The sequence below is a fragment of the Mesorhizobium xinjiangense genome, assembly GCF_009749525.1.
Taxonomy (GTDB): domain Bacteria; phylum Pseudomonadota; class Alphaproteobacteria; order Rhizobiales; family Rhizobiaceae; genus Mangrovimarina; species Mangrovimarina xinjiangensis.
In genome coordinates this window covers 16,325-40,985 of sequence record NZ_WOAC01000014.1, presented here as the reverse complement: position 1 = coordinate 40,985, position 24,661 = coordinate 16,325, and the positions used below count along the sequence as shown (strand labels likewise).

Sequence of the window (24,661 nt, the reverse complement as noted above, 5' to 3'; positions counted from 1 at the left end):
GAACGCCGTCACGGCATGATGAGCGTGCCGGCGCCATGCTCGGTGAACAGTTCGAGCAGCACCGCATGCGGCGTCTTGCCGTTGAGGATGACCACGCCCTCCACGCCGCGCTCGATCGCCTCGATGCAGGTCTCGACCTTGGGGATCATGCCGCCTGAGATCGTTCCGTCGTTGATCAGCGCCCTGGCCTCGGCGACCGTCAGCTCGTCGATCAGTTTCTTGTCCTTGTCGAGCACGCCCGGCACGTCGGTCAGGAACAGGAGGCGCGAGGCGCCAAGCGCGCCGGCGATGGCGCCGGCAAAGGTGTCGGCATTGATGTTGTAGGTGTGGCCGTCGCGGCCGGGCGCCACCGGCGCGATCACCGGGATCATCTCGGAGCGCGCGAGCAGATCGAGCAGCGTGCGGTCGACCTCGACAGGCTCGCCGACGAAGCCGAGATCGAGCACCCGCTCGATGTTGGAATCGGGGTCCTTGACGGTCTTGTGCGCCTTTTCGGCAAAGACCATGTTGCCGTCCTTGCCGCACAGCCCGATCGCCCATTCGCCCTGCGCATTGATGAGCGCCACGATCTCCTTGTTGATCGAACCGGCCAGCACCATTTCGACGATCTCGACCGTCTGGCGGTCGGTGACGCGCAGTCCGCCCTCGAACTTGGATTCGATGCCCACATTCTTCAGCATGGCGGCGATTTGCGGCCCCCCGCCATGCACCACGATCGGGTTGACGCCCGACTGCTTCAAGAGCGCGATGTCGCGTGCGAAGGCCGTGCCGAGGGCTTCGTCGCCCATGGCGTGGCCGCCATATTTCACGACCACCGTCTTGTGCTCGTAGCGCTGCATGTAGGGCAGGGCTGCCGAAAGCAGCCTTGCCTGTTCTTCGGCGGTGGCGGCGGTCTCGCTCGTCATCGAATGGGTATCCCCGACGCTGGCATTGATCGGCGAAGTCTTAGCCGGAATGCCGGCACGGGGCAATTGGCTTGGCCGGGCCGGCATGGGCACCGCCCGTGCTTAGAGCATGTCCCGCTCAAACGGAATCGTTTGAGCGAAAGGTACATGCTCCAGCATATTGATCTGGCGCGCATATCTTTGCTTCAAACGTTTCCGTTTGAAGCGAACGCGTGCTAGCCAAAGGCGTGTGACATCACGAAGGCGGTGAGGAAGCCGGCCGCGGTGATCAGGCCGGCGGCATCGTGCGCCTCGTCGAAGGCTTCCGGAATCATGGTGTCGGCGATCATGGCAAGCATGGCGCCGGCCGCCACGCCCTGCGCGATGGCGACATATTCGGGCGCCGCCCCGTCGAACAGGATGAAGCCGGCAAGCGAGCCTATGCCGCACAGGAGCGCAATGCCGGTCCATAGACCGAACACGTAGGTTTTCGACAGGCCGGCCTTCTTCAGGCCGACCGCGCTCGACATGCCTTCGGGGACGTTTGACAGAAATACCGCCGCCACGATCGGCAGCGAGACGCCGTTGCCTTCGAGCAGGCTGAGGCCGATGACCATCGATTCGGGAATGCCGTCGAAGACCGAGCCGAGCGCGATGGCAAGTGCGGCGGTCGTGGCGGGCGCGGCGGCCTTCGACGAGCGCTTGCGCCCGTGTGCGCCGCGCCGGGCCAGCGCCAGGGCGCCGGCGGTGAAGGCGATCGCGCCGAGAGCGAAGCCGATCGCCGCCGGCCCGATCCCCCCGATCCGCAGCGCCTCGTCCATCAGCTCGAAGGCGATCGCAGACACCAGCACGCCGGAACCGAAAGCCATGACGCCAGCGGTCACGCGGGCGCCCGGTCCTGCGAACCAGCCGAACGCCGCGCCGATCAGCAGGGAACTTCCGGCCAGCAGCCCCCACAGAAGGGACGGGACGAGTTCCATCATTGTTTCCTCCGCGCCTGGGATGCCCTTTGTGCGTCAGTCACTTGAAGCGGCGCATCGCGCCTTGTGAATATCGATTCGATTTTCCGGGCGCCTGCGTCCGCGCGAAAATGCGCGATCCGGGATTGATTGTCACCCTTGGTTGCGTCCGTGGCCTTTTGTGTCGGAGCGCTTGCGGCCGGCTCATGCGGAGGACGTAGGGAGTAGGTTCGCCGCAGGGCCGATACCACCATTGCCGTTCTTGCCGAAGAATGCCGATCGCTGGGACAGTGCGAGGCAGAACGTGCTGACTATGAGCTTCGGCGATTGCCAATGACAATGGAACTCTACGAAAACCATCCGCCCAGACGCAGCCTTAGAGCGCTCCTCGCATTGCGCCCGAACCGGCTATTGAACGCCCGCACGGACGTTGGAGAAGGTGGGATGCTGCCGGCGCGCGCCACCGGCCCCGTCGAAATGCAGGCTGCCGACGGCGCAGGCGCACAGGCGCAGGTGCTTCCCGGCAGCGGCGCGCCCGTGCGTCCGATCGGCGGTTGGTCCAAGCGGGCGCTGGATCTCGTCGTTGCGTCCTGCGCCCTGCTTGCCGCGGCGCCGATCATGCTGGTCGTGGCCCTCATAATCCGGTGCACGGCCGGTGGGCCGGTCTTCTATTCGCATCGCCGCATCGGGTTCGATGGTCGCCCGTTCTATTGCCACAAGTTCAGAACCATGGCGCGTGATGCCGATCGTGCCCTTCAAGACTATCTTGAGCGCAATCCGGAGGCCGCCCGCGAATGGGAGGAGAACAGGAAGCTCGCACACGATCCACGCATCACGCTGCTGGGCACCATGCTACGCAAATCGAGCATCGACGAGCTGCCGCAATTGCTCAATATCCTGCGCGGCGACATGAGCTGTGTCGGCCCGAGACCGATCGTTGCCGATGAACTCGAACTCTACGGGGCGTGCGCCCGCGACTATCTCAGTGTCCGGCCCGGTCTCACGGGATTGTGGCAGGTTACCGGCCGCTCCAGAACGGACTACGACAGCCGTGTCTTTCTCGACAGCCATTATGTGCGCAACTGGTCGATCTCGTCCGATCTGATCATCCTGGCGCGGACCGTGATTGCCGTGATGCGCTTTGACGACGCTGCCTGAGCGCCATGGAGCGACGCCTTACCGACCGTTCCTCTGGTCCCTGCGTCTCCACAGGATCGCGATCAGAAGGCCGGCCAGATAGGCCAGTTGCAGCGTGATCACAAGAAGCAGCCCGGAAAGCAGACCACGCGTCTGAGGTGTGTCGTCGACGCCATATATCAAGGTAGCGGCGATGAAGATGATCGCCGTCGCGGCCAGCAGCGCGGGGGCGCGAAATCGAAACCCGAGAAGCAGCCCGACGACAGCGACCGCGACGTGGCTCCAATGCACGGGTATTCTCCTCAGGCCATGCGCCCCGCCAGCCGGAAGCAGACCAGAAACGCCCGCATTTGTGAAGTGATGTGAATCCCATCCGTGCATCCGCGGGGCGGTTTGGGGCAGAGGTGTCGTGTTTTCGCACCAAGTTCGCACCGCGCGGAAGGACGGCGAGTGGCAAGCTCAACGCACCGCCGGGGGTATGCTCTCCATAGATGCGGAAGCTCCAGCGAGCGGATCGTCATCGGCCGATATCGGACCGGGCACGATCTGCAAGTAATCGTCCGTCTCGAAGGAAAGCGGGATTTCCACCTTCACCGTATCGCCGGGCATCACTGCGGTGGATTCCTCGGCTTCAATCTCGGTCGGCCCGTCCCCGGTCTGCCGAACGATGACATAGCGTGGCTCGGCACGCTCCGCGCGGGCACGGCGTGCCAGAAGGCGCGGCGCGGTGATTTCGGAATCGTGGAGCAGCATCTGCGCCGTCTGGCTCTTGCGGATGGCATCGTTGAGCTGCGTTTCGGTTTCGCGCAGCTGCACGGTGACCTCGTTGGCGTGATTGTTGTGCAGTTCGAGGATGGAGATGTCGGTGCGGCTGAGGTCCTGGCGGGCCCGCAAGAGCGCGGTTTCCGCCGACAGGCGCCCGCTCTGCGTCTCCACCAGGGCCCGCTCGAGCGACATCTCGCGGTTGGCCCCGGCATAACCCTTTTCGACGAGGCTCGAAACGCCAGAGAGCTCCTTCTGCATGATCTCGACCTGTCGGTCATGGAAGCTCACCTGCCGTTTGAGCGATTCGATTTCCTTCTCCAGAAAGTCCTTGAGCTCTTCGAGGGCACGCGACTGTGTCGACAGGCCCTGACGGCGTGCATCGAACACCGAACGCTCCTGTTCCATCATGATCGCGACGGTCCGGTCGTCCTGGCGCGAAATCAGTTCGGGCGGAAAGGTGATGCTTTCGGCGCCCTCCAGTTCCGCCTCCAGGCGCGCCTTGCGCGCCATCAGGCTGACCCGCGAAAGCGCCAGCAGACCGACGTCGCCGCGACCGCTGATGATCTCGCGCTCCAGGCGCACCGTATCCTGCTCGCTCCTGCGCAGCCCCTTGGCAATGGTCAGCGCCTGCAGCACGGTGAGACCCGGCCGATAGGGAAACTCGCCCGGATCAGTGACGTCGCCGACGATGTAGAAGGGCCGGAACTCCACGACTTCGACCGCGACGTCGGGCTCGCGTCCCAGACCCATCGAGACCATCAACTGGCTGCTGATGGCGTCGCCGAGCTCGCCCGGTGTTACCCCGGCCGCCCGGATTTCTCCCGCAAAGGGCAACGACAAGGTGCCATCGGCCGCGATCGCGAATTCGTCGTTGAGCGCGCCCCACTCGAAGATCACGTCCTTCGAGGCGCGCCACTCGTAGATCTTCAAGCGCACCTTGTCTTGCGCTCCGAGCAGATATTCGCCGGCGAACCCGCTTGCCGGGGCCGACAGGGCCATGCCGAGGGCAATGGCCGCGGCGGTCGCGAGCAGGCGGCCGCCCGGGCGCAGGCGCGATGGCCCGGCTGCATCTTTGCGGCTCAATTCATGCGCTGTGTTCCGGTTCAAATTCATGATCGCTCCGCCGCCTCAGATCTTCAGTATGTATTCGGGTTCGATCCGCCCCGTCAGCACATGGGCCAGCGCCAGCAGATTGCCGGAAAGCCGCCCTCGCCGATCGACAAAGGGCTCCGGCCGCAGGCTGCGCACGACATTGGCCGCCAGGTTGCGCCCGAGAAGCGGCAGCGCAAAACTGGCCGGCACGGACCCCTTGCGGATCAGATAGAGCGGATTGACGACCTGTGAGTAGCCAAAGCGCCTGCCGCTCACCCGTCCGGATTTCACGCCCAGATGCACCCCGCGCAGATCGGTCAGGCAGACGACGCGCCCGCGTGCGCGCAACTGGCTGGTGAAGTCGATATCCTCCTGCCAGCCATACAGCACCAGCCGCTCGTCGAACCGCAGATCGCCGACGAGTCGGCTGCGGATCGACATGTTGCAGCCATAGGCGCCGACATGATCGACCACGCGGGGCGTCTGGGGGCCGGTGGCGCAGGCTTCCAGCGCCTCCAGGGCCTCGGCCCAGTCGAGCCCGGCATTGCAGGCGCCGTCCTTGACCACGTGGCCCATGACGACGGCGAAATCGTCGTTCAGCGCGAATGCCCGTTCGACCCGTTCCAGATAGTCGTCGGACGGCACGAAATCGTCGTCGAAGAATGTGACGATGTCGAACCGGTCGAGCGCCTGGGCAAGGGCGGTATTGCGCTGGGCGCACAGGCCCTTTCTGCCGAAGACGGCGGAAACCGGAAAGGCGGTCGCCGCCGGCTGGTCGACATGCGCCGCATCGGGCGCCGAAAGGATGACCGCATCCGGCAGCCGGCTTTGCCCTTCCAGATGCGCCAGGAGGCGCCTCACCTGTGCGCTGCGTCCGAGCGTCGGAATGATTACGGCCAATCTCATGCTTACCCCAGGCGGCGCCTTCATGCGGTCTCGAGGATCGCATTTCAGTCCGCAGACTAGCCGGAGGCGGGCGAAATTCAGCCTGCATATAAGTGGGCGGTCGGCCGGCAAGGCTCCCAAGTCCGGTGGTGCCGGGCGTAGGAGCGTGGCCCGGCGGTGGTAGCCTCATACGCGTTTGGGCTTAGGTCATCCTCTGCCTTGCCGTTTGCATCCCCCTTCGGACAGCTTGCCGCGTCCGGTAGCGCGCTTCCACACTTGCCGGCAAATGGGAACGCCGAGAGCCCCGAATCGTCGACGCTCCCGACACCACAAACGGATCCGGATCATCATGCGGCACGAACGCCCCTCCGAACTTGCGACCGTCACCTATCTGAAGGAACGCGAACGGCTGCGGCCGATCGAGCCGACGCCGCACGCCTTGCCGAGCGACGCCCGGATCGCAGTGGTCCACGACTGGTGCCCGAACTTCCGCGGCGGCGAACGCGTCCTGGCGCGCATCTGCCGCCAGTTTCCCAATGCCGAAGTCTTCACGCTTTTCGATTTCCTGCCCGAGGCGGTGAAGGAGGAATATTTCCGCGACGTCGCGTTTCACACCTCGATGGCCGACCGGCTGCCGATGATCGAGAAGTATTACCGCTCGCTGTTCTTTCTCTGCCCCTTTCTTATCGAGCAGTTCGACGTGACGGATTACGACGCGGTCATTTCATCCTCGGCCGCCTTTGCCCGCGGGGTCATTACGCGGCCGGACCAGCCGCATCTGTGCTACGTCCATAGCCCCGCCCGCTATGCCTGGGACGAGCAGTTCTCCTATCTCAGGCAGGGCGGGCTGGGTTTCGGCCCGAAAGGCATGCTCTACCGATACATGCTGCACCGCCTGCGCGCCTGGGACACGCGCACCGCGCACGGCCCTGATCTGATGCTGGCCAATTCGAGCTATGTGCGCGCGCGCATCCGCCATATCTACGGGCGCGATTCGGACGTGGTCTATCCGCCGGTGGCGCTCGACGAACTGGACTATGCCGGCGACAAGGACGACTATTACGTCTGCGCGTCCTTCCTCGCACCCTACAAGCGCACCGACCTCGTCATCCAGGCCTTCAACGAAATGCCGTCACGGCGCCTGGTGATCGTCGGCGAGGGCCAGCAGTCGAAGGCGCTGCGGTCGATGGCGGGGCCGAACGTCACATTTGCCGGCTATCTCGCGCGCGAGGATTATGTGCGCACCGTTGCCGAAGCCCGGGCGATGGTGTTCGCCGGCTGCGAGGATTTCGGCATCGCGCTTGCCGAGGCGCAGGGTTGCGGCACGCCGCTCATCGCGTTCGGTCGCGGCGGGGCGGTGGACATCGTGCGCCCGCTCGGCGCCTGCGAGGATCCAACCGGGGTGCTGTTTGCCCGTCAGACGGCCCAGGCGCTGACGCAGGCGGTGGAGCAGTTCGAGGAACGATCCGGCGAGATCACGCCGCTGGCCTGCCGGGCCAATGCCGGGCGCTTTTCCGAGGAGCGTTTCGACCGCTCGATCGTCCAGGCCCTCGATGACGTGAGCGCGCCGAGTTTTCAGATGTAGGGTTCGTTTCCAGCATTTGCATTCAGGCGACCTGAACGACGGTCCGCTCGTCGGCTCGAGGCGTCGCCACGCCGTTCGCCGCGGCCATTGCCTGCAGATAGCGCTCCGCCGTTTCGTGCCAGCGAAAGCGCATCGTCCGCGCCCGCCCGCGCGCGATCATCTCGAGGCGCAGCTTGGGCGAGCCATGCAATTGCACGAACCGCTCGAACCAGTGATCGGCACTGTCCGGGGGAGCGTAGAGTGCCGCGTCGCCGCAGATCTCCGGCAGGCTGGTGCGGCCGGAAACGACGACCGGGCAGCCCATCGCCATGGCCTCCAGCGGTGGCAGGCCGAAACCTTCGGCAAAGGACGGGAAGGCCAGGCACATGCAATCGTGAAGGAGCGCGGCAAGCTCGGAGTCGGAGAGGCGACCGAGCCAGTCGACATTGTCGGCCTCCGTGCCCCGGCCGGCATCCCTGAAGACGCGCCGGTCGCCTCCGCCGACGACGGCGACCCGCAATCCGACGCCGGCGAGCCGTTCGGCCATGTCGATGATGAGACCGGTATTCTTGTGCGGCACCGTACTGCCGATCACCACGATCGTGTTGGGTCCGGCCGCCTTGCGCGTTGCCGGCGAATGCATCGCCCGCCAGCGTGTCGCATGCTCGTGCCCGTTGGGCGCGACGAAGAGCTTTTCGGGCGGGCAGATCCCTGCGCGCACGAGCTCTTCCTTGGAATGGTGCGATACGGTCGAGACGGCATGGACCCGTCGTCCCAGCGCCGGCTGCAGGAGCCGGTAAAAGGCGCGGAACGGCAACGAATAGCTTTGCGGGAAGACCCGTGTGTTGACGTCGTGGATGCACAGGATCTGCTTGCGGTGGGAGAGCGGTCCGGTGTTGCACAGGCTGATCAACCCGTCCGGCGTGAGGCGGGGCAGGACTGCCTGCTCCCAGGCCTGGCCGCTCAGTCGCCCGACCGTGCGCGGGCGGATCGCCGTCAGTCCGACGGGTATTGCCGCGTCGGGCGGCAGAAGGAGTTCGATCTCCAGATCACGTGCCTTGGCCGGATCTTCGGCAAGCAGCCTGTCCAGGGCGCAGACGACCTCATAGGCGTAGCGTTGAACGCCCGTGATGGGCTGGGCGAGGAAGCGGCCGTTGATTGTCCAGTGCCGTGTCATCGTGACCTCCCGAAGCAACCTGATCCGGCCCGGCCGGCCTTTCGCGGACAAGACGCAATGCACGGGCGATAGACGGTCGGCGGGCCGGACACGGTACTGTGCCTGCGCTCGCGAAGGCGGTCACTTTGGCCATTGGGACATGACAGGGGGTGCCGGCCGGGCAATGTCCTGCCCCCGCATCATCCGGATGTCGCGCCGGGGCGTAGGCGGCTACGCCCATCGTGTAGCGCACGCCGGCGGGCGCGAGATGCTAGCCTGTGCAGTGACGATCCGCCTGGCGACGGGCGGTGCGCAGCAAGGGGCAGTCGGGTTCGAAGGATCGCTGAATGTCGATCAGCCTTGGTGAGATGGAAGCCGCCCGGCAGGCGGACGGCGGTCGGGCGGATATGCTGACGATGCCGCCGGATCAGGCGCGCGTCGGAGCCGCCGCCCCGCGCTCCGGCGGCGCGCGGCGCTGGACCATCAACGGGGATTTCATGAGCCTGCGGCCGACGGGCGTCGCCCGCTATGCGCGCGAGGTCACGCTCGCCCTCGATGCCTTGCTCGGCGAGGGGCACCCGCTTGCGCGCGATCTCGATCTCGACATCGTTGCGCCGAAACAGGGCGCCGATCCGCTTGCGCTCAGCGCGCTCAAGACGCGCATCGTGCCTGAATTCGCCCGCCCGCGCCTGCCGCAATTCTGGGTGCAGGCGCAATTGCCCCGGCATGTGCCGGGCGGCCTCCTGAGCTTCTGCAACCTCGCGCCGGTGACGGTGCGCCGGCACATCGTGTGCATCCACGATCTGCACACCCGGCTGATGCCGGAGAGCTACGGCATCTTCTTCCGCCTGGCGCATCGCCTCATCCTGCCTGCCCTCGGCCGCCGCGCGGCCCACATCACCACCGTGTCGCAGCTCTCGCGCAATCATCTGGGCGCCTTCGGCGTGGCGCCGGGGCACAAGGTGTCCGTGACCTACAATGGCAGCGACCACGTGGCGCGCTGGGACCCGAACCGTTCGCACCTGGCTGCCGCGCCGCGGCGCCCTTACGTCTTCTGCCTCGGCCAGGGCCAGAAATACAAGAACCTCGACCTGCTCGTTCGCCTGGCGCCGCTTCTCGATCTCGTGGGCCTCGACATCTGGATGGCCGGCGACGTTGAGGAAAGGCGCATCCTTCAGCACGTTTGTCCAAAGCCTGCCAATCTGCATGTCCTGGGCCGCATCAGCGACGACGACCTCGCCGCCGCGCTCGCAGGCGCCCTGTGCTTCCTGTTTCCCTCGCGCATCGAGGGCTTCGGCCTGCCGGCAATCGAGGCGATGGCCGTCGGATGCCCGGTGGTCGCATCGAGCGCACCCTGCCTGCCGGAAGTCTGCGGCGACGGTGCGCTTTATGCCGACCCGGACGACCTGGTCGGCTGGGCCGAAGCGGTTTCGCGTCTTTGTGAACAACCGGATCTGAGACAGCGTGTGGCCGATGCGGGCCGTCGCCGGGCACAGCGCTATTCCTGGCGCCGGATCGCCGAGACCTATCTTCAGCTCATGGCCGAAGTGGACGGCATGGTGACCGGTTCGGCCCATGTGAGGGGAGCGGCCTGATGGCAAGCGTCGACGTCGTCATTCCCTGTTACAATTACGGCCGCTATCTGGGCGAATGCGTGGCGAGCGTTCTTTGCCAGGAGGGCGTCGATCTGCGCGTTCTCATCATCGACAATGCGTCCAAGGACGACAGCCTCGCCATCGCGCAGTCGCTGGCGGCGCGCGACGCGCGGATCGAGGTCATCGCGCATGCCAAGAACATGGGCGCCACCTTCAGCTACAACGAAGGCATCGACTGGGCGGCGTCGGACTATCTGCTCATTCTCGACGCCGACGACATGCTGGCACCCGGCGCCCTGGCGCGGGCCACCACGGTGCTGGACGAGAACCCGCGGGTGAGCTTTACGCACGGCATCGAGGCGCGGCTCGAAGGCAATGCGGGGGAGTTCCGTTTGCCGCCAGACCCGCCGGGCCCCACCGTAGTGCTTCGCAGCGGCATGGACCATGTGCGCGACCTGTGCCGGACGCCGGTCAACAGCATCGGCGCCAACACGGTTGTCCGGCGCACGGCGGTGCAGAAAAAGATCGGACATTACCGCGCGGCGTTGCCCTATACCGACGATCTGGAAATGTGGCTCAGGCTTGCGACCGCTGGCGATGTCGCATGCATTCGCACCGTGCAGGCAGTCCGCCGCTATCATAACGATCGCCATTCGGTGAGCTATCAGGCGGTGCAACTGCGTGATTTTCGCGAGCGGGAACGTGCTTTCGAGAGTTTTTTCGACCACGAAGGCGCTGCGATCGCGGAGGCGCATGCCCTGCTCGCGCAAGCCCGGCATGGTCTCGGCGAGCATGCCTACTGGTCGGCCCTGTCGCATCTGGCGCGCGGGCACGGCCGCATCGGGCTCGGGCTTCTGCGCCTTTCGCATCACTGGCGTCCGTGGGCGGCGTTGCTGCCGCCGGTTCAGTGGCTGTTGCGCATGGACCGTCCATTCGACCGGGGGTGGACGATTCTCGGCGACGCGCTGCGGCTGAGACGTCGGCCCGCCCATCGCTCCGACGAGCCGTCAGAGGGTCGCCGCAACCAATGGGCCGCGTGATGGCCGGTGTCGACGTCGTCATCCCCTGCTACCGGCACGGCCGGTTCCTGCGGTCCTGCGTGGACAGCATCATGTCGCAAGGGATCGACACCCTGCGTATCCTCATCGTCGACAATGCCTCGGACGACGGCAGTGCGGACGTGGCGCGGCGGCTGGCGCGCGAGGAGGAGCGCATTCATCTCATTCTGCGCGAGGCCAATCTGGGCCCGCACGCCTCCTTCAATGAAGGCGTGGACTGGGCCTCGGCGCCTTACATGATGATCCTGTGCGCCGACGACCTGCTGGCCCCCGGCGCCCTTGTCTCCATGCTGTCGGTGATGGAGGCGAATACCGATGTCGTCTTCGCCTATGGCAACGATGTTCACTGGGACGGGGAGGGACCGTATCCGGTCGAGGAGCGGCAAGCGCCGGCGCCGTGGACCATTGGCACGGGCCGCGACTTCATCCTCGAGACATGCCGCATGCCCGAACGCTACATCGCGGCCGGCATGGTGCTGGTGCGCACCTGCGCCCACAAGAATGCAGGTCACTATCGCACCACGCTGCCGCACACGGATGATCTCGAAATGCTGCTGCGCCTCGCTCTTCTGGGGCGGGTGGCCCGCACGCCGACGGTCGTCGGCGTAAAGCGCATGCATGGCGACAACCGGACGAACGCCTTCCTGTCTCGCGACCTGGTCGAGCGTGTGGCAGCGCTCGAAAGCTTCTTCGGTCAAGAGGGCGGGAGGCTCGAGGATGCCGATGTCCTGTTGCGGCTGGGCCGCCGGCGTATTGCCGAGCGTGCCTATTGGAGCGGTGCAAAGCAATTGTCGCGCGGCCGCAAGAGCGGTCTGCAACTCATCAAGCTCGCCCTCGGCCTGGCGCCTGGATTGTCGCTCGTGCCGCCGCTTGGTTATCTGGCCCGCACGGAAAGGCCGCTCATGCGCAGCGTGTTCCGGGGGTAAGGCGGCACTCACGCCATGCCGGCCAGCCGCGGCAGATGGCTGCGCAGCCCGGACAAGGTCGTCACGATCTCGTCGAACAGCGCATGTCCGGTCAACCATAGCCCGCACATCCAGCCCGCCGCGGCGAACACACCGGCCGTCACGGCCATGTGGATCGGCATGTCGAAGCCTGCGCCGGCGGCGACCACGGCGAGCGGCCCGGCCAGGGCCGCCACCGTCACCACGCCACTGCGCCACACTGCGGCGGCGATCTCCGACCACGCGATACGGACATGGCGGCGCACGAAGGAGAGCGAGACGAACGCCTGGAACGGCATGACGATCATCAGGCTCCAGGCAACCGCCTGCAGCCCGTAGAACGAGGCCGCCACCAGAATGCCGGCGGAAACCGGACAGACGATGAGTGCGCGCAGGAAGATATCGCGCACCGCGCCCAGCGAGACCAGAACGGGATAGTTCAGCTCGAAGCTGAAGGAAAAGAGCGAAGCGATGGCGACGATCTGGACAAGGGGGGCGGCAGCACCCCACTGGTCGCCGAACAGGATGTCGACCGCCGGATAGGCAAGAACCGCCAGAACGGTGAGGGCGGGCCATTGCAACGCCGTTATCAGCCCCAGCGCCTTCAGATAAGGCTGCTTGAGGCTGCGCCCTTGCCGCGTCTCGACCGAGAAGGCCGGCAGGATGACCGACATGGCGCCCCCGAGGAAGGCCTTGTCGGGCAACTGGCAGATCATCAGGCTGCGATTGTAGAGCGCGGCCGCATCGAGCGACAGCACCCGCCCGAGTAGCAGATAGGGCAGGGCTTCATAGGCCTTGTAGAGCATGTTGGTCGCCCCGTTATAGCCGCCAAAGGTCAACATGTCGCGCCAGTGATCGAAGAGCGGCCGGTACATCCAGACCTGCCGTTTCAACGCGATCGCCAGGAGGCCGGTCGTCAACGCGCTGCAAAGCCACGCCCAGGCGAAACTCATATAGCTGAAGCCGAGAAGCGCCAGCGTTACCGTGACCACGGCCGCCACGGCGGCGCCCGACATGTTGATGATCGCCACGGCTCCGAATGCCATGTCGCGCCTCAGCAGCGTCAATATGGGAGCGGCGATCAGCTCGATGAAAAGGCTGAGCGAAATGACGCGCAGATAGGCAACCAGTCTTTCCTCGTCATATATGCCGGCCAGGGCCGGCGCCGTCGCCGCCAGCGCAATGCTGATCATGGAGATCAGGACCAGCATGACCGTGAAGGCGCTGCGCACATCCTCGCGGGTCAGGTCGTGGCGCTGGATGAGGTAATTGGCGCTGGCGAACTCGCGCGCCGACATGGCGATGCCGACGATCGCCATGCCGACGACCGATACGCCGATCTCGCCCGGCGTCAGGATGCGCGAGACGATCGCCACCGTCACGAAGTTGGCGACGAGCGCGAAATAGCGATCCCCCGTACTCAGGAACAGCGCGCGCTTGACGTCGGACATATGTCGGGCTCCGGATGTTTGACGGACGGCAAGCCCGCGTCGAAGTTCGTCCGACAGTTTCCGCCGTATGGCGGTTCGCGTCAGCCGGACCAATCAGGTGAGAAACGCCCTTCAAAAGGTGTAGCTGTAAGCCCTTTCTCGTCAGAAAGGCAGGATTTGCCGCGCTGCGTGACGCCGCTAGCCTGAAGCCTCGTGAAAGAAAGGTAGGGGCGACACAATGATCAAACGTCTTGTCCTGGCATTGGCCTGTCTTGCCGGCGCGGTGGGGCTGGCGCGCGCGGAAATCGCATGGGGCGTCAACGGCCATCCCTTCACCGCCTATCCGGGCATCGATTTCGAACGTCAGCTCGACTATGTGCGCGATCTCGGCATGACATCCTACCGGGTCAATATTTCCGATGCCGGTCAGGCCGAAGCGCTTGCCTCGCTCGTCGAGGCGGGCAAGGCGCGCCGCGTCGCGATCCTGCCAGTCATCACGCCGGGAAACGTCGACCTCGACAAGGATGACCCCGACGCGCTCTACCGGAAAGCCTATGACCTTGCCCACTCGCTCGCGTCCCGGTTCAAGGACGATATCCGCGTGTGGGAACTGGGCAACGAGATGGAGAACCACGCCATCATCCAGCCCTGCGAGACGCGCGACGACGGCAGCCAGTATCCTTGCGAATGGGGACCGGCGGGCGGGACCGAGGCGTCCCATTACTACGGGCCGCGCTGGGTGAAGGTGAGCGCGGTGCTGAAAGGGCTTTCCGACGGCGTGGAAGCGGCCGACCCCGAAATCCGCAAGGCGATGGGCACCGCCGGTTGGGGGCATGTCGGCGCCTTCGAGCGCATGCAGGCCGACGGCATCGACTGGGACATCTCCGTCTGGCACATCTATGGCGAAGATCCGGAATGGGCCTTCAAGACGATCGCCGGCTACGGCCGTCCGATCTGGGTGACCGAGTTCAACAATCCCCTCGGCAGCCAGCGCAGCGCCCGCCAGCAGGAGGTCGGGCTGAAGGGGATCATGACCCGCCTGCGCAGGCTGCAGTCCGAATACGATGTGGAAGCCGCCCATATCTACGAGCTGCTCGACGAGCCCTATTGGGCGCCGGGACCGGAGGCGCAGATGGGCCTCGTGGAAATGACGGCCAAGCCGGATGGCGGCTGGCGGCTCGGCGAGCCCAAGCCGGCCTATCTAGCCGTGCGCGAGCTGATCCGTGGCGGACGGCCCCTGCCGGATCCCGCGGCCGAGCGTCTATGCGACCTGGACGCGCGGGATGACGGGGCGTCGATGCATGCCCTCCGGGCGCGTTACGTCCATTGCCTCGTCCTGGGGCGCGCGGACGAGGAAAACGGCCTGGCCGAGTTGGCAGCGGCATTCGAGAGCGGCCATGCCGAGGCGGGAGGCGCGATCGTCGAACTGATGCGCTCGGCCGAGTTCGCCGAACGCTACGCGCCCTTCGGCCTGACCCATCGCGCCTATGTCAGCTTCCTCTATCGTCTGCTGCTCGACCGCAACGTCGATGCGTACGGCTTCGACACCTATGGGCGCGAACTCGACGCCGGCAACATGACGCGCTTCGGCGTGGCCTTGAGCATTGTCCGCTCGAGCGAGTTCGAAAGCAGGCATCCCGTGCTCTTCCAGAAGACGGCGGCGGCACAAACTGCCGACGCGGTCGAAGCGGAATAGGCGGCCGGAGATGGCGCGTACAACCGCCAGGCCGCTTATGGCGGCAACCGTGCTGTCGATTGTCCTGGCGATGTTGTCGGCCGGACAGGCGGCGGCATGCGGCTACCGCAACGCCGATGGTGAGCGCATGTTTCCTCTCCGCGCAGCGCCGGATGGACGCTATCTGGAAGACGCCGCCGGCCGGCCCTTCTTCATGCATGGCGACACGGCCTGGTCGCTGATTGCCGAGCTGCCGCGCGAGGAAGTCGATCTCTACCTCGAGGACCGCCGGGAGCGCGGTTTCAACACGATCCTGGTCAATCTGCTCGAACACCGGTTTGCGAGCAATGCGCCGGCCAATGCCTATGGCATCCGGCCGTTCGAGACACCTGGCGATTATGCACGACCGAGCGAGCCCTATTTCGAGCACGCCGACTGGGTCCTTCGCCGGGCCTGCGAACTCGGTTTCCTGGTCCTTCTCACGCCGTCCTATGTCGGCAATGGCGGGGGTCCGGAAGGGTGGTATGCCGAGATGGCCCGTGCCGGCATCCAGACGCTGAACGCCTATGGCCGCTTTCTCGGCGAGCGCTACAAGGATCTCGACAATATCGTCTGGGTTCATGGCGGCGATTACGACCCGCCGAACAAGAACCTCGTCCGCACCATCGCCTACGGCATTCGCGAGGCGGACACGGACGCCCTGCACACCTCACACGGCTCTCCCGGTAGCGCCGCCCTCGACTATTGGCGCGGCGAACCCTGGCTGGCGATCAACAATGCCTACACCTACGGCCCGGTCTATCGCGAAGCGCTGAGGCAATATGCCGATCCCTCGGCAATGCCGTTCTTCCTGATGGAGAGCGCCTATGAAAACGAGCACGACGCCGGCGAACATCGCATCCGCGTGCAGGCCTATCAGGCGGTTCTTTCGGGTGCGTTCGGCCATCTCTTCGGCAACAATCCGATCTGGCACTTCAGCGGGCCCGGCATCTACGACGCGCCGGTGACGTGGCAGCAGGCCCTTTCCGGTCGCGGCTCGCAAAGCATGGAGCAACTGCACCGGCTGATCTCGTCGCTCGAATGGTGGCGTCTGCAACCCGACGTCGATGGTGAACTTCTGGTCGGCGGCAGGGGTGCTGAGGACTCGCGCGCCGTGGCCGCGCGCGCCGGCGACGGCTCCTTCGCGCTCGCCTATCTGCCGTCGCAGCGCACGGTGGAATTGGATCTTGCCCGACTGGCTGGCCCGCTGGTCGCGGCGCGCTGGCATGACCCCTCCGGCGATCGGGTGATGACGGTCGAGGGCTCGCCATTCTCGCGCGGTCGTCGGACCTTCGAGCCGCCCGCGACCAACTTTGCCGGATATGGCGACTGGGTATTGGAACTGACTTCTGTGGACGAAGTGAACAAAAGCCAATGAATGCACGTCACGAAATTGCCAGTCCGCGTATCGAGCCCGGCCTGGACGGGTCGGCCGCTCAAACCTCCTGGTATTCGACCAATAAACGATGGGGATTGCGCCGCCGTCGGCCGCAGAAAATCGCCCTGTTCGGATTGTTCGGCTGCGGCAATCTCGGCAATGACGGCTCGCTGGAAGCCATGCTGGACTTTTTGCGGCGGGAACGGCCGGAGGCCGAGATCGTGTGCATTTGCGACCAGCCGGAGGTCGTCGCGGATGGCTTTGCACTCGATACGCGGCCGATCAGCCTGTCGCGCCATCTGACGGGCTTTGCGCGCAAGCTCGACCGTCTGATGCTGCGCATCCCCGGCAAGATTTGCGACGTCGCGCTTTCCTTTCGGCATCTGCGCAATGTCGATGCGATGGTCGTTCCTGGCACCGGGATCCTCGATGACTTCGGCGAAAGACCGCACGGCATGCCGCTCGACATCTTTACCTGGTTCCTGACCGCCCGGCTGCTCGGCGTGAAAACCGGCATGGTGAGCATCGGCGCCGGCCCCATCAGGCATCCGTTGAGCCGGCGGCTGATGATGGGTGCTGCGCGTCTGGCGCATTACCGCTCCTACAGGGACGCGATCTCGAAGGAATTCATGGAAAAGCTCGGCTTCGATACGAGCCGGGACCGGGTCTATCCCGACATCGCGTTCAATCTCGATTCGCCCTCGGCACATTCCCGAGCCAAGGCCCCTGACGAACCTCTGACCGTCGGGGTCGGCGTGATGAGCTATTATGGCTGGTACGGATTCGAGGCGGGCGGGCCGGATATATTTGCCGGCTATCTTAAAAAGATCACGCGCTTCATCGTCCATCTTCTGGATGAGGGCCATGACGTGCGCCTTCTGACCGGCGAGGATGGCGACTGGACGGCGGTCGATGCCGTTCGCGATGCGGTCGACAAGGCGCGGCCCGACATGGCGGACGGTCGCGTGGTGGCCGATCCATGCGGCTCGCTGAACGAGCTCATGGAACAGATCGTCCGCACCGACATCGTCGTCGCCACGCGCTTCCACAACATCGTCTGCGCGCTCAAGACCGGAAAGCCGGCGATCTCGCTGGGCTATGCGCTGAAGAACGACGTGCTAATGGCCGAGATGGGCATGGGCGATTACTGCCACCACGTCGAACAGTTCGACGTCGATGAGCTGATCGCCCAGTTTGCCCGAATCGTGGCCCGTCGCGGTGAGCACGAAAAGACGATCGCCGAGAGCAACCGGGCGTTCAGGCAGGCGCTGGAGCGCCAGGACGCAGAGCTTCTGGCGCGTCTTGTGTAGCCAGAGCATGTCCCGCTCAACGGAATCGTTTGAGCGAAAGGTATATGTTCCGGCATATTGATCTGGCGCGCATATCTTTGCTTCAAGCGTTTCCGTTTGAAGCAATAGCGCGCTAGCAAGGCTCCACGACCGGCAGGCGTCCGCCGATCCAGGCGGTGGCCTCCTCGATGGATCGGAAGATCCTGTGGCAGCCGCTCAAGCGGCCGAAGCCCGTTTCAAGAAACCACTGGCCATCGGTGGAATACTCTTCCTCGTCCACCCTGGTCAGGACGGCGACCAGCTGGTCGGATTTGAGAACCAGAACCCCGGCCTCGCCCCCCTTGACCGTCGCCACACGAATTTCCTGAAGCGCCAAATCCCCATCCGCCCGGCTTTCGGCCGAGTGTTCGTTCCCCATTGCAGCCCCCAGTCAAATGCTTTTTCTTGTTTTTGCGTCGCCACGCCCCAACGTGATTTGTCGATCAATATAAGTATATACTAAGATATACAGATATCAACCATAACAACCCACCTAGCCCGATCGCACGGTGACTGCAATACATAATTCCAGGATCGAAATAAATGCGGTGGATGAAGGTCGCACGCCTGTTCGCGCTATCTTCAAAGCAGCCGCGCCTTGCGCAGGATGAAGGCCTCTGCGTGATGCTCTGGTGCCCGGCACTCCATGCCGCGCAGGCGCGAAAGCCCTTCGAATGTCGCCCGGTCGAACCAGTCCTTTGAGCGCTGGGTGCCGAAATGGCGCTCCAGGAGAGCGATCTTGCGCTCCAGCACCTCTCGGCTCAGCGGCATGTACATGTTCGGCTGACCGAGGTCGCCATCCCATTTCGGGATCTCGTATTCGAGGATCAACTGGTCGCGAAAGATGTTCCAGGTGAGTTGATTGACTTCCCGGTGGTCCTGGTGCGCGTCATGGCGTGCATGGGTGAATATGACGTCCGGCGTCGTGCGCTTTCTCAGTTCCACAAGCCATGCCTTGATCGCGCTGCGTTGATCGGGGAAGTCGCTGTCGGTGAAATCCGCAACCTCCACCTTGCCTTCATGGGCGCCTTCCAAAAAGGCGTAGGCCGAGGCGCGCGCTTCGTTCGTGCGTTCGCCGGCGGCACTCAGCACGCACCAGTGAACGTCGAGCCGCACGCCGGCCTCGATCAGGCTGATGATCGTTCCGCCGGCGCCGATCTCTATGTCGTCGGAATGCGCGCCGAGGCACAGGATCGAAAGCCTGTCGCCGCTGCGCGCGAGCCCGAGGCTCTTCATGACGCCGCCTTGATGACGTTGCGCCGGGCGATCTCGGCCGAGACGCGCCTGTTCCAGGGCATATCACCCTTTTCCACCATGTCCTGCAGCGCCTGCCAGTCCCTCAGCGTGTCCATCGACCGCCAGAAACCGTCATGCTTGTAGGCCATGAGCATGTCGTCCTCGATCAGCCGCGCGAACGGCTCGAGCACGAATTCCTCGCCCTCGCGCATATAGTCGAAGACCTCCGGGCGAAGGACGAAGTAGCCGCCATTGATCCAGATGTCGGACCGGTCCGAACTCCTGAACTCGCGCACCTTGCCGTCCTCGGCGATGTCGGCGAGGTGATAGGTCAGCGGCGGGCGCACGGCGAGGAAGCAGGCGAGTTTGCCGCTTGCCTCGAACTTGGCGATCATGTCGTCGAGGTCGACGTCGGTCAGCCCGTCGCTGTAATTGGCAAGGAACATCTTCTCGTTCCTGACATGGTCCTTCACCGCCCACAGGCGCTCGCCGATATTGCGCCAGATCCCGGTGTCGATCAGCGCAACGCGCCAGTCCTGGGTGTCCGGGTCGAGCAGTTCGACTTCGCGTCCGCCGCCCGAGACGATGCAGTCGGCGAAGGTCTGGGGGCTGGTGTTGAGGAAATGATCCTTGACCACATTGGCCTTGTAGCCGAGGCACAGCACGAAGTCCTCATGCCCGTGATCGGCGTAATATTGCATCACATGGCGCATGATCGGCTGGTGGCCGAGCGGGATCATCGGCTTGGGGATGCTTTCGGAATATTCGCGGATGCGGGTTCCCATCCCGCCGCAAAACAGCACGACCTTCATTGTTGCAGCTCCGCTGGATCGATGATGGTGACGAATGGAATGGGGACGATGAACTTTGCGCCCCATGCCGCGACGTGATGCATCTGCTTGACGATCTCATCCTTCAGGTTCCACGGCAGGATGAGGATGTAGTCCGGCTTGTGGTCGTCGATCGCCTCGACCGGCCGGATCGGAATGCGCATGCCCGGCGTGTAGCGGCCGTGCTTGTAGGGATTGCGGTCGACCGTGAAGTCGAGGAAGTCCGTGCCGATGGCGCAATAGTTCAAAAGCGTGTTGCCCTTGCCGGGCGCGCCATATCCGCAGATGCGCTTGCCTTCGTTCTTGGCCGCGATGAGGAAGGACAGGAGATCGCGCTTGGCGCGCCGTGCCTTGAAGTCGAAGGAGGCGTAGGTGCCGATGTCGGTGAGACCGTGCAGCTTCTCGCGCTCGATCAGCTTGCCGACACGCTCGGTTGTCGCCCGTCCGCTTTCCTCATGCACCAGATAGACCCTGAGCGAGCCGCCATGGGTGGGGATCTCGTCGACATCCATCAGCCGCAGGCCGTGGCGGGCCGCCATTTTCTCGATGGTCAAGGCCGAGAAATAGGAGAAATGCTCGTGGTAGATCGTGTCGAACTGGTTTTCCGCGATCAGCCGCTCGATATGCGGAAATTCGAGCGTGATGACGCCTTCTGGCTTCAACAGGATCTTCATGCCGGCGACGAAGTCATTGAGGTCGGGCACCTGCGCCAGCACATTGTTGCCGATGATCAGGTCGGCCTGATTGCCCTCCTCGACCAACCTGTCGGCCAGCCGGACGCCGAAGAAGTCGACGCGGGTCGGAATGTCCTTGGCGATCGCCGCCTTGGCGACGTTGGCCGCCGGCTCGACGCCGAGCACCGGCACGCCGAGCGGCTTGAAATGCTGCAGCAGGTAGCCGTCATTGCTGGCCAGCTCGACCGCCAGGCTGTCGGGTCCCAGCTCCAGCCGTTCGGTGATGGCGGTGCAGTAGGCCTTGGCGTGCGCCACCCAGCTCGTCGAGTAGGAGGAGAAATAGGCGTACTCCTGGAAGATCGCCTCGGGGCTGACATATTCCTTCAGCTGCACGAGATAGCAGGTGTCGCAGACGAGGACGTGGAGCGGAAAATAGGGCTCCATTTCGTCGATCTGGTCGGGCTGCAGGAAGCTCTCGCAAGGCGGTGACATGCCGAGATCGACAAATGTGTGGCGCAGGTTGGCGCCGCACAGCCGGCAGCAGCTTGTCGCATGTGCCGGATGGGTATCGGCTACGAATTCGGCCGTTTGTATGTTCATTGCAAGCTCCAACGGGATGGCGGTCTCCGAACGAACGGACGGACCGTCGAGCTGAGTCATGGTCGCGCCGGTCGCGATGCCGCACTGCGCCGATGCCCAAGCTACGAGGAGCCTCGGGCGGGTTCGATTCGGCCATGCGATGAACGCGTTCATCCGATCGGGCAGGGGCCGGCCGGGCCCGCGCGCCGAAAGGCGAGGGGGGTGGGAAACGACGTCCTCACCCTGGTCGAACGTCGTGTGAAATGGGTCGGTCTTCCACCCAACGGGTGAAGGGCGCTAACACCGAGAGCGCCCTTTCGCGTCTCCAAGCAAACGCTGATAATTCACGCCCTGCCGACGCCGGAGGAGTGCCGGCGCGAGATGAAAAGGGGAAGGCCTTGCGGTTCACCAGGACAGGATTGCCCGGTGCGTGGCTCATCGACCAGGTCTCGTTCGAGGACGAGCGCGGTTCGTTCGCGCGCACCTTCTGCGAACGCGAGTTCGCCGAGCACGGCCTCGCCACCCGTTTCGTGCAGCACAGCCAATCGCACTCACTGCGCCGGGGGACTTTGCGCGGCATGCATTTCCAGAATGCGCCACATGAGGAGGTGAAACTCGTCTCCTGCATAGGCGGCACCATTTTCGACGTCATCATCGATCTTCGCGCGGACTCGGCCGCCTACGGTCAATGGGCCGGGTTCGAGCTGTCGGCCGACAACCGCCGCCAGCTCTACATTCCTGCCGGCTTCGCGCACGGGTTTCAGACCTTGAGCGACAATGCCACGGTTTTCTACCTCATCTCCGAATTCTATGCGCCCGAAGCTTCGACCGGCGTGCGCTACGACGACCCGGCATTCGACATCGCCTGGCCTCTCGAACCGGCGGTGATCTCGCAGAAGGATCGGGACTGGCCGCCGATAAAGGTCGTTTCGGAAGTGGAATAGACTGCTCTTTTATCGTCCGGAATAGGCGAGCAGCCCGTGTGCTTTGAGCAGTTGGGCCGTTTGCGCCAGCTCCTCGAACGGCAGCCCCGAGCGGTCGGCCATCGACAAGAGCGAATTGTCACCGTCGGCAAGATTGAGCACCCACAGCATCGCCATGGCGCTGGCGCCGGTGGATGTGTCGCCGCCGAGTGCGGCATAGAGGCCGCGCCGGCCGAGCTGCGGCTCGCCCTTGGGATGGAGATTGAGCGGCGTCCAATCCTCTTCGACAATATCGATGAGGTCCGTCACCATGCGCCGGGAGGACGCCAGGTGCTCCGGGCGGATGAAATCCAGATTGTCGGCCGAGGTGTGATATTCGGGGAAGGTGCCGAAGGCGCTGCGCTGGAAGAGCCCGACCGGCAGGTTGAAGCCCGGCGAGCAATATTGCCGTTCGTCATAGCCATAGGGCGAGAAGTCGAGCACGGTTCCGCCATGCCGGCTCACTACATGTGCCATGGCGCGGTCGATGAAGGCGTCGCCGCGCCGGCTGCGCTTGTAGGTCGGCCCGCCGCCATCGCCGACGCAGGAGACGATCAGCCCGTGATCGATCAGGTCGACCCTGTCCTCGTTGTGCGCCAGCCAGGTCAGGGCGCCGATCGTGCCGGGGGCGAAAAGGAAGCGGTAGCTGTAGCGGGTTTTGCGCGTGGCAAGCCCGGCTGCAAGAAAGGCGAGCAGGGCCAGGCCGGAGCAATTGTCGTTGGCGAGCGAAGGGTGACAGATATGCGCCGAGAAAAGGAATTCGCGTTCCGTCTCGCCGCGGTGAAGATACTCCCCATAGGTCAGGGTACCATCCTTCAGCTCGGAATCGATCTCGATCCGGTATTGCGCTTCGGTCAGTTCCGCGAGCCGCCGATGCGGCATGCAGAAGCCCCAGTTCTCCGCATAGTATGAGGTGCGATAGGGGATCAGGTCCGGCTGGTCCGGCAGGGTGTGGATGTGCGCGAGCAGGTCCTCGCGCGACACCGTTCCGCTGAACGGCCGGCTGTAGTTCAGCACATGCAGAGTGTGGTCGGCGAAATCGAGGACCGTGCGCCCCGCCATGTCCTTGATCGTCGCCGAACGGATGACCCATTCCTTCGGCACGGTCCAGTCGAAGACGGGCGTCCCCGAGGCCACGTCGCGCTGCTCGAGCGGCAGGTGCTCGCCGAGAATCGCCAGCGTGCGGCGTACGCCCTCGCCGGTGATGCTGCGGCAGATGGGATAAAGCCGCGACGCCAGATCGTAGATCGCCTGCCCGGCGTCGATATCCTCCGACGACGGGCGGTTTGCGGCGATGACAGCGGAATGGTTCATCGCGGCCGGCTCACTCCGCCGCCGGCGCCGTCACCGCGGCCGGCTCTTGCAGCCGCAGATCGTGGCCGATGCGACCATTGGCGATCGACTGCCTGATGTGGCTGATGCGCTGGTAGCGGGGCCCTTCGAACTCTTCCGGCGTCAGCCTCGAGCCGGAATAGGCGGCAAAGAGCTGCTCGGCGCCGGTGCGGGCGTCCCATTGCGGCGCGAAGCCGGGCAGCTGGCGCGCGATCTTGTCGAAGCTGACGCGGTAGGAGCGCTTGTCCGGTCCCGCGTCGGAGGCGAAATCGAGCCGGCAGTCGGGCACCACCGAGGCGACGATCTCGGCGATCTCACGGATGCGGTAATTGTGCTGCGTCTGACCGACATTGAAGGCCTCGTTGTGGATCGCCTCGCGCGGCGCGGTAAGTCCGGCGATGAAGGCGCGCGAGATGTCCTCGATATGCACGATCGGCCGCCACGGGCTGCCGTCGGATTTCAACAGGATCACGCCCTTGGTGACCGCCCATGCGACAAGATTGTTGAGCACGATGTCGAAGCGCAGGCGCGGCGACAGCCCGTAGGCCGTGGCCGGGCGGAAATAGACCGGCGAGAAGCTCGCATCGGCCAGTTCCGCGATGTCGCGTTCCGACATCACCTTCGACCAGCCATAGGCGGTGACCGGTTTCAACTCGCCCGTCTCGTCGATCATGTCGGCGTCCGACAGGCCGTAATTGCTGCAGGAGGAAGCGTAGAGGAAGCGGCCCACGCCGGCCGCCTTGGCCGCCCTTGCCAGGCGCACGCTTGCCCGGTGATTGATGTCGTAGGTGATCTCGGGATCGAGATTGCCGAGCGGGTCGTTCGACAGGGCCGCCAGGTGAATGACGGCGTCGAAGCCTTCCATGTCCCATTCGGTGACGTCGCGGATATCCTTGCGGATGCCGGGAACGTCCGCGATGCGGCCGCCGGCTTCATAGGTGCAGCGTTCGTAGAGGTCGCTGTCATAGCCGGTCACCTCGTGCCCCGCCTCGAGGAGCATCGGCACCATGACCGACCCGATATAGCCTTGATGTCCCGTCACCAGAACTTTCATTGCGCACCTCTTCTTTCCTCAGGCTGAAAATCCGCCCGATATTCGGGCGCGGCTGGCTGAGCCTATCCCGGCGCGAATGTCCGGCGCGAGAAGGCAAAAGGGAGG

Annotated in this window: 22 protein-coding genes; 9 read left to right on the top strand and 13 right to left on the bottom strand. The window is 64.6% G+C overall.

Annotation, left to right across the window (positions count from 1 at the left end):
* Nucleotides 1-8: 8 nt before the first annotated feature.
* A complete protein-coding gene (argB, locus tag GM909_RS15710; RefSeq protein ID WP_157017479.1) occupies nucleotides 9-905 on the bottom strand; it encodes an acetylglutamate kinase in 897 nt (298 codons plus the stop codon).
* 215 nt (nucleotides 906-1,120) lie between these two features.
* Entirely contained in the window at nucleotides 1,121-1,867 is a 747-nt protein-coding gene (locus GM909_RS15705; protein ID WP_157017477.1) for a ZIP family metal transporter, read from the bottom strand.
* 420 nt (nucleotides 1,868-2,287) lie between these two features.
* Here GM909_RS15705 and GM909_RS15700 point away from each other — a divergent pair, with 420 nt between their 5' ends.
* A complete protein-coding gene (locus GM909_RS15700) occupies nucleotides 2,288-3,001 on the top strand; it encodes a sugar transferase (protein ID WP_407941303.1) in 714 nt (237 codons plus the stop codon).
* An 18-nt stretch (nucleotides 3,002-3,019) separates the two neighbouring features.
* On the opposite strand, the gene GM909_RS15695 is transcribed toward GM909_RS15700, so the two are convergent.
* The 3 genes from GM909_RS15695 to GM909_RS15685 all read right to left on the bottom strand — a co-directional run bounded on the left by GM909_RS15695 (nucleotide 3,020) and on the right by GM909_RS15685 (nucleotide 5,743).
* Complete coding sequence (locus GM909_RS15695) at nucleotides 3,020-3,271, bottom strand: hypothetical protein (RefSeq protein ID WP_157017476.1); 252 nt, start codon at nucleotides 3,269-3,271, stop codon at nucleotides 3,020-3,022.
* A 168-nt stretch (nucleotides 3,272-3,439) separates the two neighbouring features.
* Nucleotides 3,440-4,858: a polysaccharide biosynthesis/export family protein gene (locus GM909_RS15690; RefSeq protein ID WP_157017474.1), complete on the bottom strand. Its 1,419-nt coding sequence runs from the start codon at nucleotides 4,856-4,858 to the stop codon at nucleotides 3,440-3,442.
* A 15-nt stretch (nucleotides 4,859-4,873) separates the two neighbouring features.
* Nucleotides 4,874-5,743 (bottom strand): glycosyltransferase family 2 protein, encoded by an 870-nt coding sequence (locus GM909_RS15685; RefSeq protein WP_157017472.1) that lies wholly within the window; start codon nucleotides 5,741-5,743, stop codon nucleotides 4,874-4,876.
* 328 nt (nucleotides 5,744-6,071) lie between these two features.
* Here GM909_RS15685 and GM909_RS15680 point away from each other — a divergent pair, with 328 nt between their 5' ends.
* Nucleotides 6,072-7,307: a glycosyltransferase gene (locus tag GM909_RS15680; protein WP_157017470.1), complete on the top strand. Its 1,236-nt coding sequence runs from the start codon at nucleotides 6,072-6,074 to the stop codon at nucleotides 7,305-7,307.
* 22 nt (nucleotides 7,308-7,329) lie between these two features.
* Here the strand turns inward: GM909_RS15680 and GM909_RS15675 are convergent, their stop codons facing one another.
* Nucleotides 7,330-8,463 (bottom strand): glycosyltransferase family 4 protein, encoded by a 1,134-nt coding sequence (locus GM909_RS15675; protein WP_157017468.1) that lies wholly within the window; start codon nucleotides 8,461-8,463, stop codon nucleotides 7,330-7,332.
* Nucleotides 8,464-8,789: 326 nt separating this feature from the next.
* On the opposite strand from GM909_RS15675, the gene GM909_RS15670 reads away from it, so the two are divergent.
* From GM909_RS15670 to GM909_RS15660, 3 genes are read left to right on the top strand one after another with little or no spacing between them, the layout of a single operon-like run.
* Nucleotides 8,790-10,037, top strand: coding sequence for a glycosyltransferase family 4 protein (locus GM909_RS15670; RefSeq protein WP_235911930.1), 1,248 nt, complete (start codon nucleotides 8,790-8,792; stop codon nucleotides 10,035-10,037).
* Nucleotides 10,037-11,077 carry a glycosyltransferase family 2 protein gene (locus GM909_RS15665; RefSeq protein ID WP_157017467.1) on the top strand — a complete coding sequence of 347 codons (1,041 nt, stop codon included), beginning with the start codon at nucleotides 10,037-10,039 and terminating at the stop codon, nucleotides 11,075-11,077. Before GM909_RS15670 ends, GM909_RS15665 begins: the two co-directional genes overlap by 1 nt.
* The gene (locus GM909_RS15660; protein WP_235911929.1) at nucleotides 11,065-12,021 is read left to right on the top strand and encodes a glycosyltransferase family 2 protein; all 957 of its coding nucleotides are present in this window, start codon (nucleotides 11,065-11,067) and stop codon (nucleotides 12,019-12,021) included. The genes GM909_RS15665 and GM909_RS15660 overlap by 13 nt, the downstream gene beginning before the upstream one ends.
* Before the next feature lie 8 nt (nucleotides 12,022-12,029).
* On the opposite strand, the gene GM909_RS15655 is transcribed toward GM909_RS15660, so the two are convergent.
* Complete coding sequence (locus GM909_RS15655; RefSeq protein ID WP_157017465.1) at nucleotides 12,030-13,490, bottom strand: oligosaccharide flippase family protein; 1,461 nt, start codon at nucleotides 13,488-13,490, stop codon at nucleotides 12,030-12,032.
* Nucleotides 13,491-13,707: 217 nt separating this feature from the next.
* Here GM909_RS15655 and GM909_RS15650 point away from each other — a divergent pair, with 217 nt between their 5' ends.
* The 3 genes from GM909_RS15650 to GM909_RS15640 are packed head-to-tail and all read left to right on the top strand — an operon-like array spanning nucleotide 13,708 to nucleotide 17,871.
* Nucleotides 13,708-15,165 carry a DUF4214 domain-containing protein gene (locus GM909_RS15650; protein ID WP_157017464.1) on the top strand — a complete coding sequence of 486 codons (1,458 nt, stop codon included), beginning with the start codon at nucleotides 13,708-13,710 and terminating at the stop codon, nucleotides 15,163-15,165.
* Nucleotides 15,166-15,175: 10 nt separating this feature from the next.
* A complete protein-coding gene (locus GM909_RS15645; protein WP_235911928.1) occupies nucleotides 15,176-16,561 on the top strand; it encodes an apiosidase-like domain-containing protein in 1,386 nt (461 codons plus the stop codon).
* Complete coding sequence (locus GM909_RS15640) at nucleotides 16,558-17,871, top strand: polysaccharide pyruvyl transferase family protein (RefSeq protein WP_157017463.1); 1,314 nt, start codon at nucleotides 16,558-16,560, stop codon at nucleotides 17,869-17,871. Before GM909_RS15645 ends, GM909_RS15640 begins: the two co-directional genes overlap by 4 nt.
* A 112-nt stretch (nucleotides 17,872-17,983) precedes the next feature.
* On the opposite strand, the gene GM909_RS15635 is transcribed toward GM909_RS15640, so the two are convergent.
* The 4 genes from GM909_RS15635 to GM909_RS15620 all read right to left on the bottom strand — a co-directional run bounded on the left by GM909_RS15635 (nucleotide 17,984) and on the right by GM909_RS15620 (nucleotide 21,229).
* Nucleotides 17,984-18,268: a hypothetical protein gene (locus GM909_RS15635; RefSeq protein ID WP_157017462.1), complete on the bottom strand. Its 285-nt coding sequence runs from the start codon at nucleotides 18,266-18,268 to the stop codon at nucleotides 17,984-17,986.
* A gap of 203 nt (nucleotides 18,269-18,471) precedes the next feature.
* Nucleotides 18,472-19,125, bottom strand: a complete 654-nt coding sequence (locus GM909_RS15630) for a PIG-L deacetylase family protein (RefSeq protein ID WP_157017460.1) — start codon at nucleotides 19,123-19,125, stop codon at nucleotides 18,472-18,474.
* Nucleotides 19,122-19,937: a sugar phosphate nucleotidyltransferase gene (locus GM909_RS15625; RefSeq protein WP_157017458.1), complete on the bottom strand. Its 816-nt coding sequence runs from the start codon at nucleotides 19,935-19,937 to the stop codon at nucleotides 19,122-19,124. Before GM909_RS15625 ends, GM909_RS15630 begins: the two co-directional genes overlap by 4 nt.
* Nucleotides 19,934-21,229 (bottom strand): class I SAM-dependent methyltransferase, encoded by a 1,296-nt coding sequence (locus GM909_RS15620; RefSeq protein WP_157017456.1) that lies wholly within the window; start codon nucleotides 21,227-21,229, stop codon nucleotides 19,934-19,936. Before GM909_RS15620 ends, GM909_RS15625 begins: the two co-directional genes overlap by 4 nt.
* A gap of 377 nt (nucleotides 21,230-21,606) precedes the next feature.
* On the opposite strand from GM909_RS15620, the gene rfbC reads away from it, so the two are divergent.
* On the top strand, nucleotides 21,607-22,152 hold the full coding sequence (gene rfbC / locus GM909_RS15615) for a dTDP-4-dehydrorhamnose 3,5-epimerase (RefSeq protein ID WP_157017455.1): 546 nt from the start codon (nucleotides 21,607-21,609) through the stop codon (nucleotides 22,150-22,152).
* Between the two features lie 9 nt (nucleotides 22,153-22,161).
* On the opposite strand, the gene GM909_RS15610 is transcribed toward rfbC, so the two are convergent.
* Both GM909_RS15610 and GM909_RS15605 read right to left on the bottom strand, forming a co-directional pair.
* Nucleotides 22,162-23,484, bottom strand: a complete 1,323-nt coding sequence (locus GM909_RS15610; RefSeq protein WP_157017454.1) for a DUF4910 domain-containing protein — start codon at nucleotides 23,482-23,484, stop codon at nucleotides 22,162-22,164.
* 10 nt (nucleotides 23,485-23,494) lie between these two features.
* Nucleotides 23,495-24,556, bottom strand: coding sequence for an NAD-dependent epimerase/dehydratase family protein (locus GM909_RS15605; protein ID WP_157017453.1), 1,062 nt, complete (start codon nucleotides 24,554-24,556; stop codon nucleotides 23,495-23,497).
* Nucleotides 24,557-24,661 lie beyond the last annotated feature (105 nt).

Coding starts and splice junctions, on each gene's coding strand:
- argB (WP_157017479.1), bottom strand. CDS start 905: ATGACGAGCGAGACCGCCGCCACCGCCGAAGAACAGGCAAGGCTGCTT.
- GM909_RS15705 (WP_157017477.1), bottom strand. CDS start 1,867: ATGATGGAACTCGTCCCGTCCCTTCTGTGGGGGCTGCTGGCCGGAAGT.
- GM909_RS15700 (WP_407941303.1), top strand. CDS start 2,288: ATGCTGCCGGCGCGCGCCACCGGCCCCGTCGAAATGCAGGCTGCCGAC.
- GM909_RS15690 (WP_157017474.1), bottom strand. CDS start 4,858: ATGAATTTGAACCGGAACACAGCGCATGAATTGAGCCGCAAAGATGCA.
- GM909_RS15685 (WP_157017472.1), bottom strand. CDS start 5,743: ATGAGATTGGCCGTAATCATTCCGACGCTCGGACGCAGCGCACAGGTG.
- GM909_RS15680 (WP_157017470.1), top strand. CDS start 6,072: ATGCGGCACGAACGCCCCTCCGAACTTGCGACCGTCACCTATCTGAAG.
- GM909_RS15675 (WP_157017468.1), bottom strand. CDS start 8,463: ATGACACGGCACTGGACAATCAACGGCCGCTTCCTCGCCCAGCCCATC.
- GM909_RS15670 (WP_235911930.1), top strand. CDS start 8,790: ATGTCGATCAGCCTTGGTGAGATGGAAGCCGCCCGGCAGGCGGACGGC.
- GM909_RS15665 (WP_157017467.1), top strand. CDS start 10,037: ATGGCAAGCGTCGACGTCGTCATTCCCTGTTACAATTACGGCCGCTAT.
- GM909_RS15660 (WP_235911929.1), top strand. CDS start 11,065: ATGGGCCGCGTGATGGCCGGTGTCGACGTCGTCATCCCCTGCTACCGG.
- GM909_RS15655 (WP_157017465.1), bottom strand. CDS start 13,490: ATGTCCGACGTCAAGCGCGCGCTGTTCCTGAGTACGGGGGATCGCTAT.
- GM909_RS15650 (WP_157017464.1), top strand. CDS start 13,708: ATGATCAAACGTCTTGTCCTGGCATTGGCCTGTCTTGCCGGCGCGGTG.
- GM909_RS15645 (WP_235911928.1), top strand. CDS start 15,176: ATGGCGCGTACAACCGCCAGGCCGCTTATGGCGGCAACCGTGCTGTCG.
- GM909_RS15640 (WP_157017463.1), top strand. CDS start 16,558: ATGAATGCACGTCACGAAATTGCCAGTCCGCGTATCGAGCCCGGCCTG.
- GM909_RS15635 (WP_157017462.1), bottom strand. CDS start 18,268: ATGGGGAACGAACACTCGGCCGAAAGCCGGGCGGATGGGGATTTGGCG.
- GM909_RS15630 (WP_157017460.1), bottom strand. CDS start 19,125: ATGAAGAGCCTCGGGCTCGCGCGCAGCGGCGACAGGCTTTCGATCCTG.
- GM909_RS15625 (WP_157017458.1), bottom strand. CDS start 19,937: ATGAAGGTCGTGCTGTTTTGCGGCGGGATGGGAACCCGCATCCGCGAA.
- GM909_RS15620 (WP_157017456.1), bottom strand. CDS start 21,229: ATGAACATACAAACGGCCGAATTCGTAGCCGATACCCATCCGGCACAT.
- GM909_RS15610 (WP_157017454.1), bottom strand. CDS start 23,484: ATGAACCATTCCGCTGTCATCGCCGCAAACCGCCCGTCGTCGGAGGAT.
- GM909_RS15605 (WP_157017453.1), bottom strand. CDS start 24,556: ATGAAAGTTCTGGTGACGGGACATCAAGGCTATATCGGGTCGGTCATG.